Below are 14006 nucleotides of genomic sequence, written 5' to 3' on the forward strand. Positions count from 1 at the left end.
GCCCATCATGGCCAACCAGAGCAGCCTTGTCATCAACTCTGCTGAACTCACCGCTTCAGAAGACGGTACAGCTTATCTGCTTGATGCCGATTTCACTCTTGCCCTAAGCACTGCACTGGAAGATGCCATCAATAAAGGCATGCCATTGAATTTCCTGGTGGAATTCCAGCTGGTATCTCCACGCCGCTATTGGTTCGACGATGAAATCGTCAGCCTGACCAGCAAAGTCTCCCTGAATTATCACGCACTCTCCCGACAATACCTCGTCAACCGCGATGGACATCAGCTTTCCTTTACCACGCTGCAGGAAGCCAAGGACGAGCTTGCCCATATCCGCAACTGGCAAGTGCTGGATCAAAGCCTGTTGAAAGCAGACGAACACTACCAGGCCGGCCTGCGCATGCGCATTGACCAATCCAAGCTGCCCAAGGCATTACAAGTAGACTCCATGAATTCAGAAGACTGGAACATGGCTTCCGAACGTTTCCGCTGGACTCCGGTACTCCTGCAGTAATTCAGCCATGAAGTATATTGTCTTTATCAGTGCAGCCCTGGGAGCGATCCTGCTCTACCTGCTCTCCCATGCCAGCACCCGCACTGCTGCCAGCGGCCACTACTACAGCCTGCTGCTGACGCTCAACATGGCGCTGGCAGTCTCTCTCATCATCCTCATCGGCATCCAGCTATGGCGTTTATATCGCCAGATGCGCAGCAGCGTCATGGGCAGCCGCCTGACATTGCGGCTGCTTGGCAGTTTTGCTCTCATGGCCATCATTCCCGGTGTCATGGTATATGCCGTTTCAGTCAATTTTCTTACCCGCTCGATTGAATCATGGTTCAACGTCAAGGTGGAAGCAGCCTTGGAGGGCGGCCTGCGACTAGGGCAAAGTGCACTGGATATCATGCTGTCCGACCTTGAGGATAAAGCAGAGACCATGGCGCTATCGCTGGCATTCCAGCCTGGCAACCTGCATTTGAGTGCCATCAATGACCTGCGGGAGAAAAGCGGGGTGCGCGATGCAGTGCTGCTGACGCTGCAGGGCCGCATCCTGGCGTTTTCCAGCAGTGACCCTTCAAGCTTCCTGCCAGACTTGCCCAGCGTACCTCAGCTCCGGCAAGGACGCCAGCATGTGTATGGCGTCATTGAGCCCATTCTTGGTAAAGGCCTTTACCTGAGGGTGCTGTCCCCGGTCATTATGAACGATATGGCGGGAGAAACACGTGTACTGCAATTATTGCAACCTGTGCCCAAATCCCTGTCAGAAACTGCTGAAGCCGTACAAGGGGTTTACGAAGATTATCAGGAGCTTTCCTTCAGCCGGGAATCGCTGAAAGAAGTATTTTCCCTGACGCTGACGCTGGTGCTTATGCTCGCCATGTTGTCATCGATTGCCTTTGCCTTCGTGCTCAGTCGCCGCCTATCTGCGCCCTTGGGTATTCTGGCCGAAGGAACGCGTGCAATTGCTCGCGGAGACTATGACACCGTACTGCCGGCCCATGGCAAGGATGAATTGGGTATCCTGGTACAGTCCTTCAACAGCATGACGCGCCAGCTCAATGATGCCACGCAGGCAGCAGAACGTAATCGGTCACGTGTAGAGGCCGCACGCGGCTTTCTGGAGACCATCCTCGCCCACTTGTCTTCCGGCGTCCTGGTGCTTGGAGAAAAAGGACAACTGCGTACTTTCAACTATGCCGCCTCCCACATTCTTGACGTAAAACTCAGTGAAGCCTCAGTCAACCAGCCGTTGGACATGCTTGTCCACCAACAGGAAACTCTGGCGGGTTTCGTCAACCGCATCCAGGTATATTTCAAGGCTGATGCTGCCACCGAGTGGCAGGAACAGATGGAAATCCAGACCAGCCAGGGCAAACAAGTTCTGCTGGTGCGTGGCACTCGCCTGCCTGCAGGAGTCGATGGAGGCTTTGTTGTCGTATTCGATGATATTACGCAGATGGCACAGGCCCAGCGTGATGCAGCATGGGCAGAAGTAGCGCGCAGGCTGGCGCATGAAATCAAGAACCCGCTGACCCCGATCCAACTTTCTGCTGAACGCCTGGAGCACAAGCTGGCAGCCAAACTGGACAACAATGATGCAGAAATGCTGGGCAGGGCAACAGCCACCATCATTGCCCAGGTCAACGCCATGAAAACCATGGTCAACGAGTTCAGTGAATATGCACGCTTACCGGTATTGAACCCCAGTACTGTAGACCTTAAACAGCTCATCCAGGATGTACTGGCATTATACGAGGCCGGAAATGTCAGTATCATGGTAGATATTCCTGCAGACCTGCCCAAGGTCTACGGTGATGCCACCATGTTACGGCAGGTATTGCACAACCTGCTGCAGAATGCCCAGGATGCATTGGATGACCATGAACAACCGGAGATCAAGATTGACTGCAAACTGGTAGAGGATAAAGTCAAACTATGCGTGCAGGACAATGGTACCGGCTTCCCGCTCGAAATCCTGTCGCATGCATTTGAGCCCTATATGACGACAAAGCATCATGGAACAGGGTTGGGTCTGGCTATCGTCAAGAAAATCATTGAAGAACATAAAGGCAATATCAAGGTAGAAAACCTTGAACATCACGGTGCCATCGTCACCGTGACCATACCAATAGCGGAGCGCAAGCAATGACAGCAAGGCAAGTGCTAGTCGTGGATGACGAAATTGGCATTCGCGAATTATTGAGAGACATTTTGCAGGATGAAGGCTACCAAGTACGCCTCGCGGAAAATGCTGCGGAAGCACGTACATGGCGCCAGCAGGCACGCCCTGACCTGGTATTGCTGGACATCTGGATGCCGGATTGCGATGGGATCAGCCTGCTCAAGGAATGGGGCAATGGCGGCCTGCTGACCATGCCGGTGGTCATGATGTCAGGCCATGGCACGATTGATACGGCTGTGGAAGCTACCCGGATTGGAGCTTTTGATTTCCTGGAAAAACCTATTGCGCTGCAGAAGCTGCTCAAGACTGTCAATGCTGCGCTCAAGCATGGAGAACAACTGCCTCGCTCGGACATGTGCCTGGTCAATCTGGGTAAAAGTGCAGTCATCAGTGAGCTACGCCAGCGGCTGGAACAAGTTGCCAGCCTCACATCCGCATTATTACTGATCGGCGCCAAGGGCAGCGGACTGGAATTGTGTGCACGTTTCCTGCATCAATCCGACACTCCCTGGCTGGTACTGAGTGAGAGTGAGCGTCTGGCCTCAGCTCCATTAGAGTTGCTGGAACAAACAGCTGGCGGGCTGATTTTTATTCCCGAAGTTGCTGATCTCAGCAAGACAGAACAAAAAGGGTTAATGCTTCTACTGACGAAAGCAGAGAAATATGAAGTACGTATCGTCTGTGGCACTTCATGTGCGCTGCCGCAGATGGTAGGAGAGGGTGCATTTGACAACAATCTGCTGCAGACCCTGTCTATTACCACGATCAGTGTCCCTGCACTTGAAGATCATCGTGAGGATATTCCTGACCTGGCCAACTCCATGGTAACCCTGATGGTTGAATCCGGTGAAGCGGCCTATCGCGAGTTTGATATTGCCGCCCTGAATGCCTTACGCAACGCAGACTGGCCTGGCAATCTTGCACAACTGGACAGTGTCATCCGTAATCTGGTGCAAACCTCGCTAGGCGAGAAAATCACGCTGATTGATGTCAATCGTGTCATAGGGCAGTTTGCTCAGATGCATCAGGAACAAGGTGGCAATAGCTCGTCTTCCGCAACAGCCATTGATCTGGAACAACCATTGAGAGAAGCACGTGATGATTTTGAACGCCTGTATTTTGAATATCATATTACCAAGGCAGGCGGCAATATGAGTAAAGTAGCAGAGAATGTGCAACTGGAACGCACCCATCTGTATCGCAAACTCAAACAGCTGGGCGTAAAACCCAAATAATTCCCCGCATCTGCCAGCCAGCTGGACTGGCAGATACAACATCTCAAATTTTCTTGGTAAACGTCACTACCAGTACATCACGATAGGCGACCTGGCTAGTATCAATCTGCTCTACAGGCGTGACTCCATGCATGCATCGCCTGTCATCCACCAATGCCCAGTCCATGGGGTTAGTCAGGGTAAAACTATCCAGCATGACCCTATCCAGATTGTGCAAAGTCGTAGTGCCACTGGAGATATTGACACGCTTGACCATCATCACCAGCACATAGTCCACCCCATCCCGGTGTATGCCTTCGGGTGCAGGCTGCCCCCGTTCCTGCTGATTGGCTTCAATCCGGAATTGATGGACTTCGATATGCCAACGTGCTCCCGGACGCAAACTATTGAACAAATCACGGCATACTGACAGTACGCTCTGCATGGTGGACCCACGCATCAGGCTGGCCGGAATCGGCTCATAAACCCGTGCCACTCCGCCATTCAATGAGTTGTACTCCCGGCTTTGGTAGTGCGGTTGCGGAGGTTCCAGTGTCACTGGCCCGTCGGGGCCTGCACTCAGGGTGGCAAAACGGCGGCGGCGATATCGTCCCCCATCTGCCATATACTCATCCAGCGGCATTCCATCCCAACTGGCATCAAAACTTTCCCAGTCGGCGAGAGCATCAGGGTCCCGCTGCTGCAGCAAGGCCTTCACCTGCTGCCCGGAAACAAAACTGAATCCTTCACTGGCGATGTTCTCGCTCAGACTTACCGTATCATCTAGCTGCATCAAATGCTTTTCATTCAATTAAAACTGCCTGTTTGATCTTTCCGCTGATGGCCATCCGGCCAGAATATGGACAGACATCTGGAAACCTTCTGTCGTCCCATAACCAGCATATTAGCGAATCGTCAGCTATCTTTGAAAAAAATTGTTGACACAATAAACTAAATAACTAATTATTTAGTTATGAAATCATGTATTCAGATCCCACCCGAGTGGCAGAACATCTCCCATTTATTCGTTGCGCTTGGCGATGCTCACCGTCAGCGCATTCTGCTTTCGTTCGAATCCGGTGAGCAATTGAATATCAGCCAGATCGTGGCAGGTTCCGAGCTGAGCCGCTCAGCCATCACACATCATCTCAAGGTACTGGAGCAGGGTGGGGCACTGAAAAGCGTCAAGGCAGGCAAGGAAGTACTGTTTTCCATTGATAAAACTTATATGCAGACAGCATTGGAAAGCGTACTGCATTATATTCAGCAAGAGATCTGACGAGGGAAGCATCCAATGTTGTTGTCATTGACCAGAACCATCAGCCGACTGCTGTTCCGCATCCAGGTATCGGGACATGAACATATCCCATCCCCTGAGAAACTGCTCATTATCAGCAATCATGTGTCCTTCCTTGACGGTTTCCTGCTTGGTCTGTTCCTGCCCATCCGCACGACGTTTCTTGTCCATACTACGGTACTCGACAACTGGTTCTTCCGCTGGATACTCAAGCATGTACCTTACCTGGCGGTAGACACCAACAGCCCACTGGCAATGAAACATGTGATCCGGCTGCTGGAGGCAGGTGAATCCGTCATGATTTTTCCGGAAGGGCGCATCACGCTCACAGGCAGCCTGATGAAAGCCTATGATGGCCCGGCATTTGTCGCAGCGAAAACTGGTGCCACTATCCTGCCTGTCTGCATCCGTGGTGCGGAAAAAAGCTGGTTCAGCCGCCTTGGGCATGATTTCCCGCGCCGATTTTCCCCCAGAATATCCCTGACCATCCTGCCTCCCACCACAATTCCCATGCCAGATGCTCCCAGCGCCAAGCAAAGACGTAAACTGGCTGGAGAACAATTACAGAGCATCATGCAACACATGATGTTTGCTTCAGAGCCAGCCAATACCTTGTATGGCTCGCTACTGGATGCCATTGGCACCTATGGCCGCCAATACAAACTGATAGAAGATATGCAGCAGGTCGAGGAAAACTATGGCGCACTGCTCAAGAAAAGCCTGGCACTAGGTCGTATTGCCGCAAAAGTAAGTACTGTAGACGAAACCGTGGGGGTTTTGATGCCCAATGTCACCAACACGATCGCGCTGGTTTTTGGCATGAGCGCATTCGGCAGGGTGCCAGCCATGCTGAACTACACGGCAGGAGCCAGCGGTATCCAGAACGCCTGCATCGCGGCTAACATCAAGACCGTCATTACCTCACGCAGCTTCCTTGAAACTGCCAAACTGACAGAGCTGGTCGCCAGCCTGGCCGACATCAATATCGTATACCTGGAGGATATGCGCAGTGCATTCCGCCTGTGGGATAAGTTATGGCTGCTCTATACATTATGCTGCCCCAGGCATATTGCCCAGCCACAGCATCCTGACTCCACTGCCGTTGTGTTGTTTACCTCAGGTTCAGAAGGAAAACCCAAGGGCGTAGCACACAGCCACCGTGGCATTCTGGCCAATATTGCCCAAATCCGTGCCGTGATCGACTTTTCACATCAGGACAAATTCATGATGGCATTGCCTTTGTTCCATGCCTTCGGCTTTACCTGTGGCGGCATCATGCCGCTGCTATGTGGCAGCAAAGTATTCATTTACCCTTCCCCCTTGCATTACCGCATCATCCCTGAGTTGATCTATGACCGAGGCTGCACTGCATTGTTTGGCACCAGCACTTTTCTCGGCAATTACGCCAAATTCGCTCATCCGTATGACTTCTACAAAATACGCTATGTCGTCGCCGGGGCAGAAAAACTCAACGCTGAAGTGCGCCAGCTATGGATGGATAAATTCGGCATCCGCATCCTGGAAGGCTATGGCGCGACAGAATGTGCGCCTGTACTGGCAGTTAACACGCCCATGGCATATCAGGCAGGCAGTGTTGGCAAGCTGTTGCCCGGCCTGGATCACAAGCTGCACCCAGTGCCTGGTATTGAGAATGGCGGACTTCTCAAAGTCAAAGGAGCCAATGTCATGCAGGGCTATTACCTCTATCAGGAGCCAGGCAAGCTACAGCCTCCAGAGGATGGCTGGTATGACACGGGGGATATTGTCAGCATTGATACACGCGGCTTCGTCACCATTCAGGGCCGGGCAAAACGCTTTGCCAAGATTGCCGGGGAAATGGTATCGCTGGAAACAGCAGAACTGCTTGCCAATACTGCCTCCCCGTCACACCAGCATGCTGCAACAACGCAACATGACGCGCAACGTGGCGAGAACATTGTGCTTTACACCACGGATACAGCACTTGAACGCGACTCCCTGATACAGGCCGCCCGCAAAACCGGCAATAGCGAACTGGCCATTGCCCGCAGGATTGTGAAAGTCAAGGCACTGCCCTTGCTGGGAACAGGCAAGACAGATTACGTCGCTCTCAAGCATATGGCGGACAACGGAACCTCTGCATGAACCCACAACACTCACTCCTCAGCCGCGGCATGCTGGCTGTCATGCTGGCGCAGTTCACTTCCGCACTGGCAGACAATGCCTTGCTGTTCACTGCCATCGCCCTCCTGAAAACAGGCAGCGCCCCGGAATGGCAAATTCCCCTGCTGCAGGAATTTTTCGTGATTGCCTACATCATACTGGCACCGTTTGCCGGCCCGTTTGCCGATACCCTGCCCAAGGGTAGGGTCATGCTGATCGCCAATGGTATGAAATTCCTCGGGGCATCTGCCATGCTGGCTGGTCTTGATCCGTTGCTGGCCTATGGCATGGTCGGCCTGGGCGCGGCAGCCTATTCCCCGGCCAAATATGGCATTCTCAGTGAGTTGGTATCCACAGACAAACTGGTCAAGGCCAACAGCCTGATGGAAGGCTCCACCATCGTGGCCATCCTGCTGGGTGCCGTGCTTGGAGGCCTGCTCGCGGACTATTGGCTAATGGGAGCCTTATATGCTGTCGCAACAGCTTATTTGCTGGCGGCCATATTCAATCTGCTCATCCCGCGCCTGCCTCCGTCACACCCACTCACCAGCTTTGTGCCATTGGCAATGTGCCGGGACTTTATTCAGGCAAGCCGCAGACTGATGCAGGATCCCGATGCGAGATTCTCCATCATCGGCACCAGCCTCTTCTGGGGTGCAGGCAGCACTCTGCGCTTCCTGCTGGTAGCATGGGTGCCTGTTGCGCTGCATATTGACGATTTGAGCACACCCGCCAACCTCAGCGGTGCTGTCGCTATTGGCATCGCCCTCGGTGCATTTGCTGCAGCACGCTGGATCAACCTGCGCACAATCAACCGCGCATTACCGGCAGGCATACTAGTCGGTGCCGCCATCATCGCATTTGCTTATAGTAGCCACCTCTATATGGCCATTGCCTGGCTTTTGGTGATCGGTTTTCTCGGTGGATTTTATGCCGTGCCGCTGAATGCCCTGCTGCAGGAAAGAGGCCATGCGTCGATCGACTCAGGCCATGCCATTGCCATCCAGAATCTGTTCGAAAACATCAGCATGCTCTTGATGATGGCAATCTATATCCTGCTCAGCAAGCAACAGGTCCCAGTGATCCCCACCACCATTACCATAGGGGCATTGGTACTGGTTGCCATTGGCGGGCTCGCCTGGTGGCGCATCCGCCAGCAGGGATGAGTAGGAAATTTCCTACCCATCATTCAGCCAATCCCCGAATCTGCTGTTGCGCTAGAGTCTCTATATTAGATGGACACTATCAACTCAAGGAGCAAGGCCATGAAGAAACTGACTGCATTCCTGATGCTGTGTGGACTGATCGCACTGGCTGGCTGCAACACCATGAAAGGTGCAGGGCAGGATATCCAGAAGGGCGGCGAGAAACTGGAAAATGCAGCTAATAAACATAGCTGACACCTCTGCATCTAATGAAAATCATGAGTGGGTTTTAATGGCTAACACTCATGTCAGCTTCCTTCGGTAAGCGTAAAGTCTGTCTCACGTTCTGCAGTTTGCAAAACGGTTGCTATCCCGACTCATATACTTACTACCGAAGGAGTTTATTATGTGGACCAAGCCAGAAGTTACCGAAATGCGTTTCGGCTTTGAAGTTACTATGTACGTTTGCAATCGCTAATTGATTGTTGCAGTACACACCGCAAAAGGGAGCGTCAACGCTCCCTTTTGCTTTTGATATATCAGCATCACTCCGTCTTGAACCACTCCTGCAGGAAATCAGCAAAACTGCGTACCATCAGGGATGCCTGCCTGTGTTGCGGATAAAGCGCATAGACCGCCCCGATATCCGGCGTATAGTCCTGCAATACCTGCACCAGCTCGCCGCGCCGAATGGCCTGCTCTACGTAGAATCCAGGCAAGCCAACAATACCCAGCCCGGCGATTGCTGCCTCACACATCACCTCCCCGTGGTTTGAGCGCAACACCGGGTGTACCTGCAACTTCAGCAACTCACCGGCATCCTTGAACAACCATTCCGCAGCCTTTGATGCGAGACATCGATGCTGCCCAAGCTGCGCAGGGGATTGCGGGCTGCCATACCGTGCCAGATAATCCGGACTACAGCAGTAGACCAGTGAAGAATCGGTGAGCTTGCGGGCCACAAAACCTTCATCCGGCTGTTTGGTAATACGGATGACCATGTCATAGCCTTCGCCGATCACATCCACCATGCGATTATCGACATCCAGCATCACTTCCAATCTGGGATGCAGCTGCATGAATTGGTTCAGGGCTGGTGCCAGCACCAAGCTGGCAAAAGAAACCGGCGCAGATACCCGTAGCAAGCCTCTCAGCTCACCCGTGCTGCTGGATATTTCCTGCTCAGCTTCATTGACCGCCTGCAAGATACTCAGGCAGCGCGCAAAAAATACCCGCCCCAGTTCTGTGGGTGACAGTTTACGCGTGGTCCGGTGCAGCAAGCGGGCGCCCAAACGCTCTTCCAGCTCCATGACACGCTTGCTGACCAGTTGTTTGCTGATACCCAATTGCACGGCAGCGGCTGTGAAATTCCCGCTCTTGACCACTGCGGCGTAAATCCGCATTTGTTCCAGTTGATTCATATTGTCAATTATATATTGACAGTCATACCATTAGAAACCAGATTATCAATATATAAATTACAAAATACAATGTATCCATGTTTCGACAACATGTCATTCTCAATCAAACAGGGAGCATATTCATGAAGATCACCGACCTCACATTACTGACCGGCCGCGCCTTACTGGCTGCCATCTTTCTGATCAGCGGCTTTGGCAAGCTAGCTGATCCGACAGGCACCATTGCCTATATCACCAGTGTGGGCGCGCCATTCCCTGAGCTTGGATACGCCATTGCGCTACTGGTAGAGATTCCCCTGGCTGCTGCGCTGTTACTTGGCTATCGCACCCAGATAACGGCCACCTTGATTGCCCTGTTCACGCTGGCAACCGCTTTTATGTTCCACTTTGATTTCAGTAACCAGCTACAAACCATCATGTTCCTGAAAAACCTGGCCATTACTGGCGGCCTATTACAAGTTGCAGTATTCGGCGCTGGAAGATTGAGTATTGATACCTGCCGCCGTTAACTGTTTCCGCACACACCGCAGCTCCCGGTTTTATTCTGGTAGCTGCATTATCCGGAGCGATCACATGACTACATTATTCATTTCACATGGCGCCCCTAACCTGGTGCTTGAGCCTGGTAAAACCGGGGACATGCTGGCACATCTGGGCAAGACTTTGCCACGCCCGGATGCCATTCTGGCAGTGTCAGCACACTGGGATACTCGTCATCCCCGCATTACCACTTCCAGCAAGCCGGATACCATTCATGATTTCGCCGGCTTTCCTGCTGCCATGTATGAAATGCAGTATCCAGCACCTGGGGCTACAGGTTTGGCAGACAAAATCGCGGCAACTCTGGCGTCTCATCACATTGTGGTGGAACCTGATGCCACGCGCGGACTGGATCATGGTGTATGGGTACCGTTGATGCTGATGTACCCGGAAGCTGATATCCCTGTCGCGCAGCTGTCCATCCAGAGTCACTTGGGACCGCAGGCACATTACCAGCTCGGGCAGGCCCTGGCCGCAGTACAACAACAAAATGTGTTGCTACTCTGTTCAGGTGCCATCACGCACAATCTGCATGACTTTTTCACTGCTGACCGTAATGCCGATGTACTCGACTATGTACCGGCATTCAGCGACTGGATGGCAGGCAGGATTGCGGCAAATGATACTGCTGCGTTACTGGATTACAGGCGCCAGGCACCCGGTGGAGTACGCGCTCACCCTCACGAGGACCACCTGATGCCGTTGTTTGTGGCAATCGGGGCTGCCCAGGGAAAAGCAATCCGCCATCAGCCGGAAAATACCTACGGCATTCTTGCCATGGATACTTACGTCTGGCATTGAGGAAGTGTGGGTAGTTGTTTACTTCGCAGCAGGCAGGGGAAAACCTTTAGGTAGCAGTACCCACATCCTGCCATCCTGTTTCATGCTGCCTGCCTGCTTGCCAGCAGCATCTCCTGCTCCCCAGAAGAAGTCCGCCCGGACTCCTCCCTTGATGGCCCCACCAGTATCCTGCGCCATCATCACCCGGTTGAGCGGTTTACTGCTGTTCGGGTAGGTAGTTGTCAGGAAGACCGGTGCCCCCAACGGGATAAATTTGGGATCCACCGCCAGCACACGCTCGGACAAGATGGGAACGCCCAAAGCACCCAGTGGCCCCGGCAGATTGGCAGGCAATTCACGGAAAAACACATAACTGGGATTGGTATTCAGCAATTCCTGTAATTTGGCAGGGTTCTTTCTCGCCCATTGCTTGATTCCCTGCATGGATGCCTTGTCCAGAGTCAGCTCGCCACGCTCGACCAATACCTTGCCTATGGACTGGTAACTCATGCCATTCTGGTCCGCATAGCCAATATGCACGGATTCACCATTATCCAGCTTGATCAGCCCGGAACCCTGTACCTGCAGGAAGAACAGCTCTACCGGGTCATCGACCCAGAGCAGCTCATGCCCCGCTACTGGCGCCGTTCCTGCCTCGATTTCGGCACGGTCATAATAAGGAATCAACTTGTTGCCTTCCAGGCGTCCGCGCACCCGCTTACCAGCCAGCTCAGGGAACAAACTGGCCAGCTCAACAGTGATGAGGTCATCGGGACGTCCGTAAAGCGGATACTGATATTTGGCACTCTTGACGCGGCTGCCTTTCAGCATGGGTTCGTAATAACCGGTGATCATGCCGGTATCACTGCCATCCTGGTTACTGGCCTGGTAGACAGAAAAATACTGCTTGAAATAGGCCAACACAGCAGCGTCACCAGGGTTGGGGGGAAGCTGCACTGCTGCGTCACACGCTTCACGCCAGGGCTGGCGATTTCTCAATGTGCTGCAACCTTGCAACCATGCCGCCCATGCCTGACCAGGCTGTGACTGCGGCAGTCCTGCCAGGTCTTCCCAGCGCGCAGGCTTGAGCAGGCCATAATCCGGAACCTTGCTGACGGGCTGTTTCTCTGGCGGTGGAGGCACCGACGGCGCAGGAGCAGGCTCTACTGGTACGGGAGGACACTGGCAGGGAGGCGAGGAGGGCGTTTCTTCCATTTTGATATGCTGGTGTCCACAGGACATCAACCACAATACCAAAAGGCAAGCCAGATACTGCCAACTACCGAGTCTCCAAGTCATTTAGTGCAATACCCGCGGCATATTGAGAGAAAATGGGGCAATATCGGCCTCAAACTGCGTGCCGTCTTCTGCCGTAATCTGATAACTACCCTTCATGGTTCCCACTGGCGTGGCAATCACTGTTCCGCTGGTATATTGGAAACGCTCTCCCGGCTGCAACAGCGGTTGCGCGCCGACCACGCCCAGGCCGCGCACTTCCTGCACGCCTCCCGCTGCGTCAGTGATAACCCAATGGCGGCTGATCAATTGCGCCGTGACAGTACCGCTGTTGGTGATATGTATCGTGTAGGAAAATACGTAACGATTCTGCTCGATATCAGACTGGTCAGGCACAAACACCGTTTCCACCCTGACAGAAAACTCATAGCGTTTTTCCTCGGCCATATCTATTCCTCAGCCGATCAATCCGTTGGTAGGGGAACTGGGGGATGCGGAATAAAGTTTCCTGGGCATACGGCCAGCCAGGAATGCTTCACGACCTGCCTCGACCGCCTTTTTCATTGCCCCAGCCATCAGCACAGGGTCTTTGGCAGCGGCAATTGCCGTGTTCATAAGCACTCCCTGGCAACCCAGCTCCATGGCAATGGCCGCATCAGAAGCGGTACCAACGCCAGCATCCACCAGCACCGGTATCTTGGCATTCTCGATAATGATCTGCAGGTTCCAGGGATTGAGAATACCCATGCCGGAGCCAATCAGCGATGCAAGCGGCATCACTGCTGCACAGCCCATTTCTTCCAGCTGTTTGGCGATGATGGGATCATCAGAACAATACACCATGACATCAAACCCATCCTTGATCAGGATTTCCGCCGCCTTGATGGTTTCCAGCATATTGGGGTAGAGCGTATCGGGATCGCCCAGCACCTCCAGCTTGACCAGCTTGTGCCCATCCAGCAATTCCCGCGCTAAGCGCAATGTACGCACTGCATCATCAGCGGAATAACAGCCGGCGGTGTTAGGCAGGTAAGTAAACTCCTCTGGCGGCAGGTAATCCAGCAGTGAAGGCTCACCGGCATTCTGGCCGATATTGGTACGGCGGATTGCCACCGTGATGATTTCTGCGCCGCTAGCATCAATCGCCGCGCGCGTCTGTGCAAAATCCTTGTATTTGCCTGTACCTACCAGCAGGCGGGAGTTATAACTCTTGCCCGCAATATTCAATGTATCCATCAACCGCCTCCTACTGCGCCCACAATTTCGAGTTTATCGTCGCTATTCAATACCGCATCGGCAAAGTGACCGCGCGGCACAATCTCTCCGTTACGCTCTATCGCCAGACGCTTGCCGGTCAACCCAAGTGTTTCCACCAGCTCGCCTACTGTCAGGCGCTCGACATCAAACTGCCGTGGATTTCCATTGATGGTCAAATGAATCAATTGACTTACTACCCAAATGAAATTTAAGAAAATGAAAGAATGACTTGGACTCAGCGAATTCCATCGCCAATCCTGTATATTTTACGTAGGTTACGGGGGAATTAGCAA

At 53.1% G+C, this 14006-nt stretch carries 16 protein-coding genes; 10 read left to right on the forward strand and 6 right to left on the reverse strand.

Translation table 11 applies throughout. The annotated features are described in order from the left end of the window. Nucleotides 1-7: 7 nt before the first annotated feature. Genes CHB59_RS05390 through CHB59_RS05400 form a run of 3 tightly spaced genes read left to right on the forward strand, consistent with a single transcriptional unit; the run spans nucleotide 8 to nucleotide 3916 of the window. On the forward strand, nucleotides 8-514 hold the full coding sequence (locus tag CHB59_RS05390; protein WP_245835044.1) for a DUF4390 domain-containing protein: 507 nt from the start codon (nucleotides 8-10) through the stop codon (nucleotides 512-514). A 7-nt stretch (nucleotides 515-521) separates the two neighbouring features. Next, a complete protein-coding gene (locus tag CHB59_RS05395) occupies nucleotides 522-2648 on the forward strand; it encodes an ATP-binding protein (protein WP_089375221.1) in 2127 nt (708 codons plus the stop codon). Further along, nucleotides 2645-3916 (forward strand): sigma-54-dependent transcriptional regulator, encoded by a 1272-nt coding sequence (locus CHB59_RS05400; RefSeq protein ID WP_089375222.1) that lies wholly within the window; start codon nucleotides 2645-2647, stop codon nucleotides 3914-3916. The genes CHB59_RS05395 and CHB59_RS05400 overlap by 4 nt, the downstream gene beginning before the upstream one ends. 43 nt (nucleotides 3917-3959) lie before the next feature. On the opposite strand, the gene CHB59_RS05405 is transcribed toward CHB59_RS05400, so the two are convergent. Then, nucleotides 3960-4688 carry a 2OG-Fe dioxygenase family protein gene (locus CHB59_RS05405; RefSeq protein WP_089375393.1) on the reverse strand — a complete coding sequence of 243 codons (729 nt, stop codon included), beginning with the start codon at nucleotides 4686-4688 and terminating at the stop codon, nucleotides 3960-3962. A 180-nt stretch (nucleotides 4689-4868) separates the two neighbouring features. On the opposite strand from CHB59_RS05405, the gene CHB59_RS05410 reads away from it, so the two are divergent. From CHB59_RS05410 to pqqA, 5 genes are all read left to right on the forward strand, one after another. After that, nucleotides 4869-5174: an ArsR/SmtB family transcription factor gene (locus CHB59_RS05410; RefSeq protein WP_089375223.1), complete on the forward strand. Its 306-nt coding sequence runs from the start codon at nucleotides 4869-4871 to the stop codon at nucleotides 5172-5174. A gap of 15 nt (nucleotides 5175-5189) precedes the next feature. After that, nucleotides 5190-7316, forward strand: a complete 2127-nt coding sequence (gene aas / locus CHB59_RS05415; protein ID WP_089375224.1) for a bifunctional acyl-ACP--phospholipid O-acyltransferase/long-chain-fatty-acid--ACP ligase — start codon at nucleotides 5190-5192, stop codon at nucleotides 7314-7316. Beyond that, complete coding sequence (lplT, locus tag CHB59_RS05420; protein ID WP_089375225.1) at nucleotides 7313-8500, forward strand: lysophospholipid transporter LplT; 1188 nt, start codon at nucleotides 7313-7315, stop codon at nucleotides 8498-8500. The genes aas and lplT overlap by 4 nt, the downstream gene beginning before the upstream one ends. 99 nt (nucleotides 8501-8599) lie before the next feature. Beyond that, on the forward strand, nucleotides 8600-8734 hold the full coding sequence (locus tag CHB59_RS05425) for an entericidin A/B family lipoprotein (RefSeq protein ID WP_089375226.1): 135 nt from the start codon (nucleotides 8600-8602) through the stop codon (nucleotides 8732-8734). Nucleotides 8735-8885: 151 nt separating this feature from the next. Continuing rightward, nucleotides 8886-8957, forward strand: coding sequence for a pyrroloquinoline quinone precursor peptide PqqA (gene pqqA, locus CHB59_RS05430; protein ID WP_081774944.1), 72 nt, complete (start codon nucleotides 8886-8888; stop codon nucleotides 8955-8957). A 67-nt stretch (nucleotides 8958-9024) separates the two neighbouring features. Here pqqA and CHB59_RS05435 read toward each other — a convergent pair whose 3' ends face one another. After that, the gene (locus CHB59_RS05435) at nucleotides 9025-9882 is read right to left on the reverse strand and encodes a LysR family transcriptional regulator (protein ID WP_089375227.1); all 858 of its coding nucleotides are present in this window, start codon (nucleotides 9880-9882) and stop codon (nucleotides 9025-9027) included. 140 nt (nucleotides 9883-10022) lie between these two features. Between CHB59_RS05435 and CHB59_RS05440 the strand changes: the two genes are divergently transcribed. After that, nucleotides 10023-10409 carry a DoxX family protein gene (locus tag CHB59_RS05440; RefSeq protein WP_089375228.1) on the forward strand — a complete coding sequence of 129 codons (387 nt, stop codon included), beginning with the start codon at nucleotides 10023-10025 and terminating at the stop codon, nucleotides 10407-10409. 64 nt (nucleotides 10410-10473) lie between these two features. After that, nucleotides 10474-11241 (forward strand): DODA-type extradiol aromatic ring-opening family dioxygenase, encoded by a 768-nt coding sequence (locus CHB59_RS05445; protein ID WP_089375229.1) that lies wholly within the window; start codon nucleotides 10474-10476, stop codon nucleotides 11239-11241. A gap of 18 nt (nucleotides 11242-11259) precedes the next feature. Here CHB59_RS05445 and mltA read toward each other — a convergent pair whose 3' ends face one another. The 4 genes from mltA to thiS form a co-directional block, all read right to left on the reverse strand. Further along, entirely contained in the window at nucleotides 11260-12435 is a 1176-nt protein-coding gene (mltA, locus tag CHB59_RS05450) for a murein transglycosylase A (protein ID WP_245835046.1), read from the reverse strand. An 84-nt stretch (nucleotides 12436-12519) separates the two neighbouring features. Beyond that, nucleotides 12520-12903 (reverse strand): Co2+/Mg2+ efflux protein ApaG, encoded by a 384-nt coding sequence (gene apaG / locus CHB59_RS05455; protein WP_089375231.1) that lies wholly within the window; start codon nucleotides 12901-12903, stop codon nucleotides 12520-12522. Nucleotides 12904-12912: 9 nt separating this feature from the next. After that, nucleotides 12913-13692: a thiazole synthase gene (locus tag CHB59_RS05460; protein WP_089375232.1), complete on the reverse strand. Its 780-nt coding sequence runs from the start codon at nucleotides 13690-13692 to the stop codon at nucleotides 12913-12915. Then, nucleotides 13692-13898, reverse strand: a complete 207-nt coding sequence (gene thiS / locus CHB59_RS05465) for a sulfur carrier protein ThiS (protein ID WP_089375233.1) — start codon at nucleotides 13896-13898, stop codon at nucleotides 13692-13694. Before thiS ends, CHB59_RS05460 begins: the two co-directional genes overlap by 1 nt. Between the last annotated feature and the right edge of the window lie 108 nt (nucleotides 13899-14006).

This window comes from Methylobacillus rhizosphaerae, from assembly GCF_900187985.1.
Taxonomy (GTDB): domain Bacteria; phylum Pseudomonadota; class Gammaproteobacteria; order Burkholderiales; family Methylophilaceae; genus Methylobacillus; species Methylobacillus rhizosphaerae.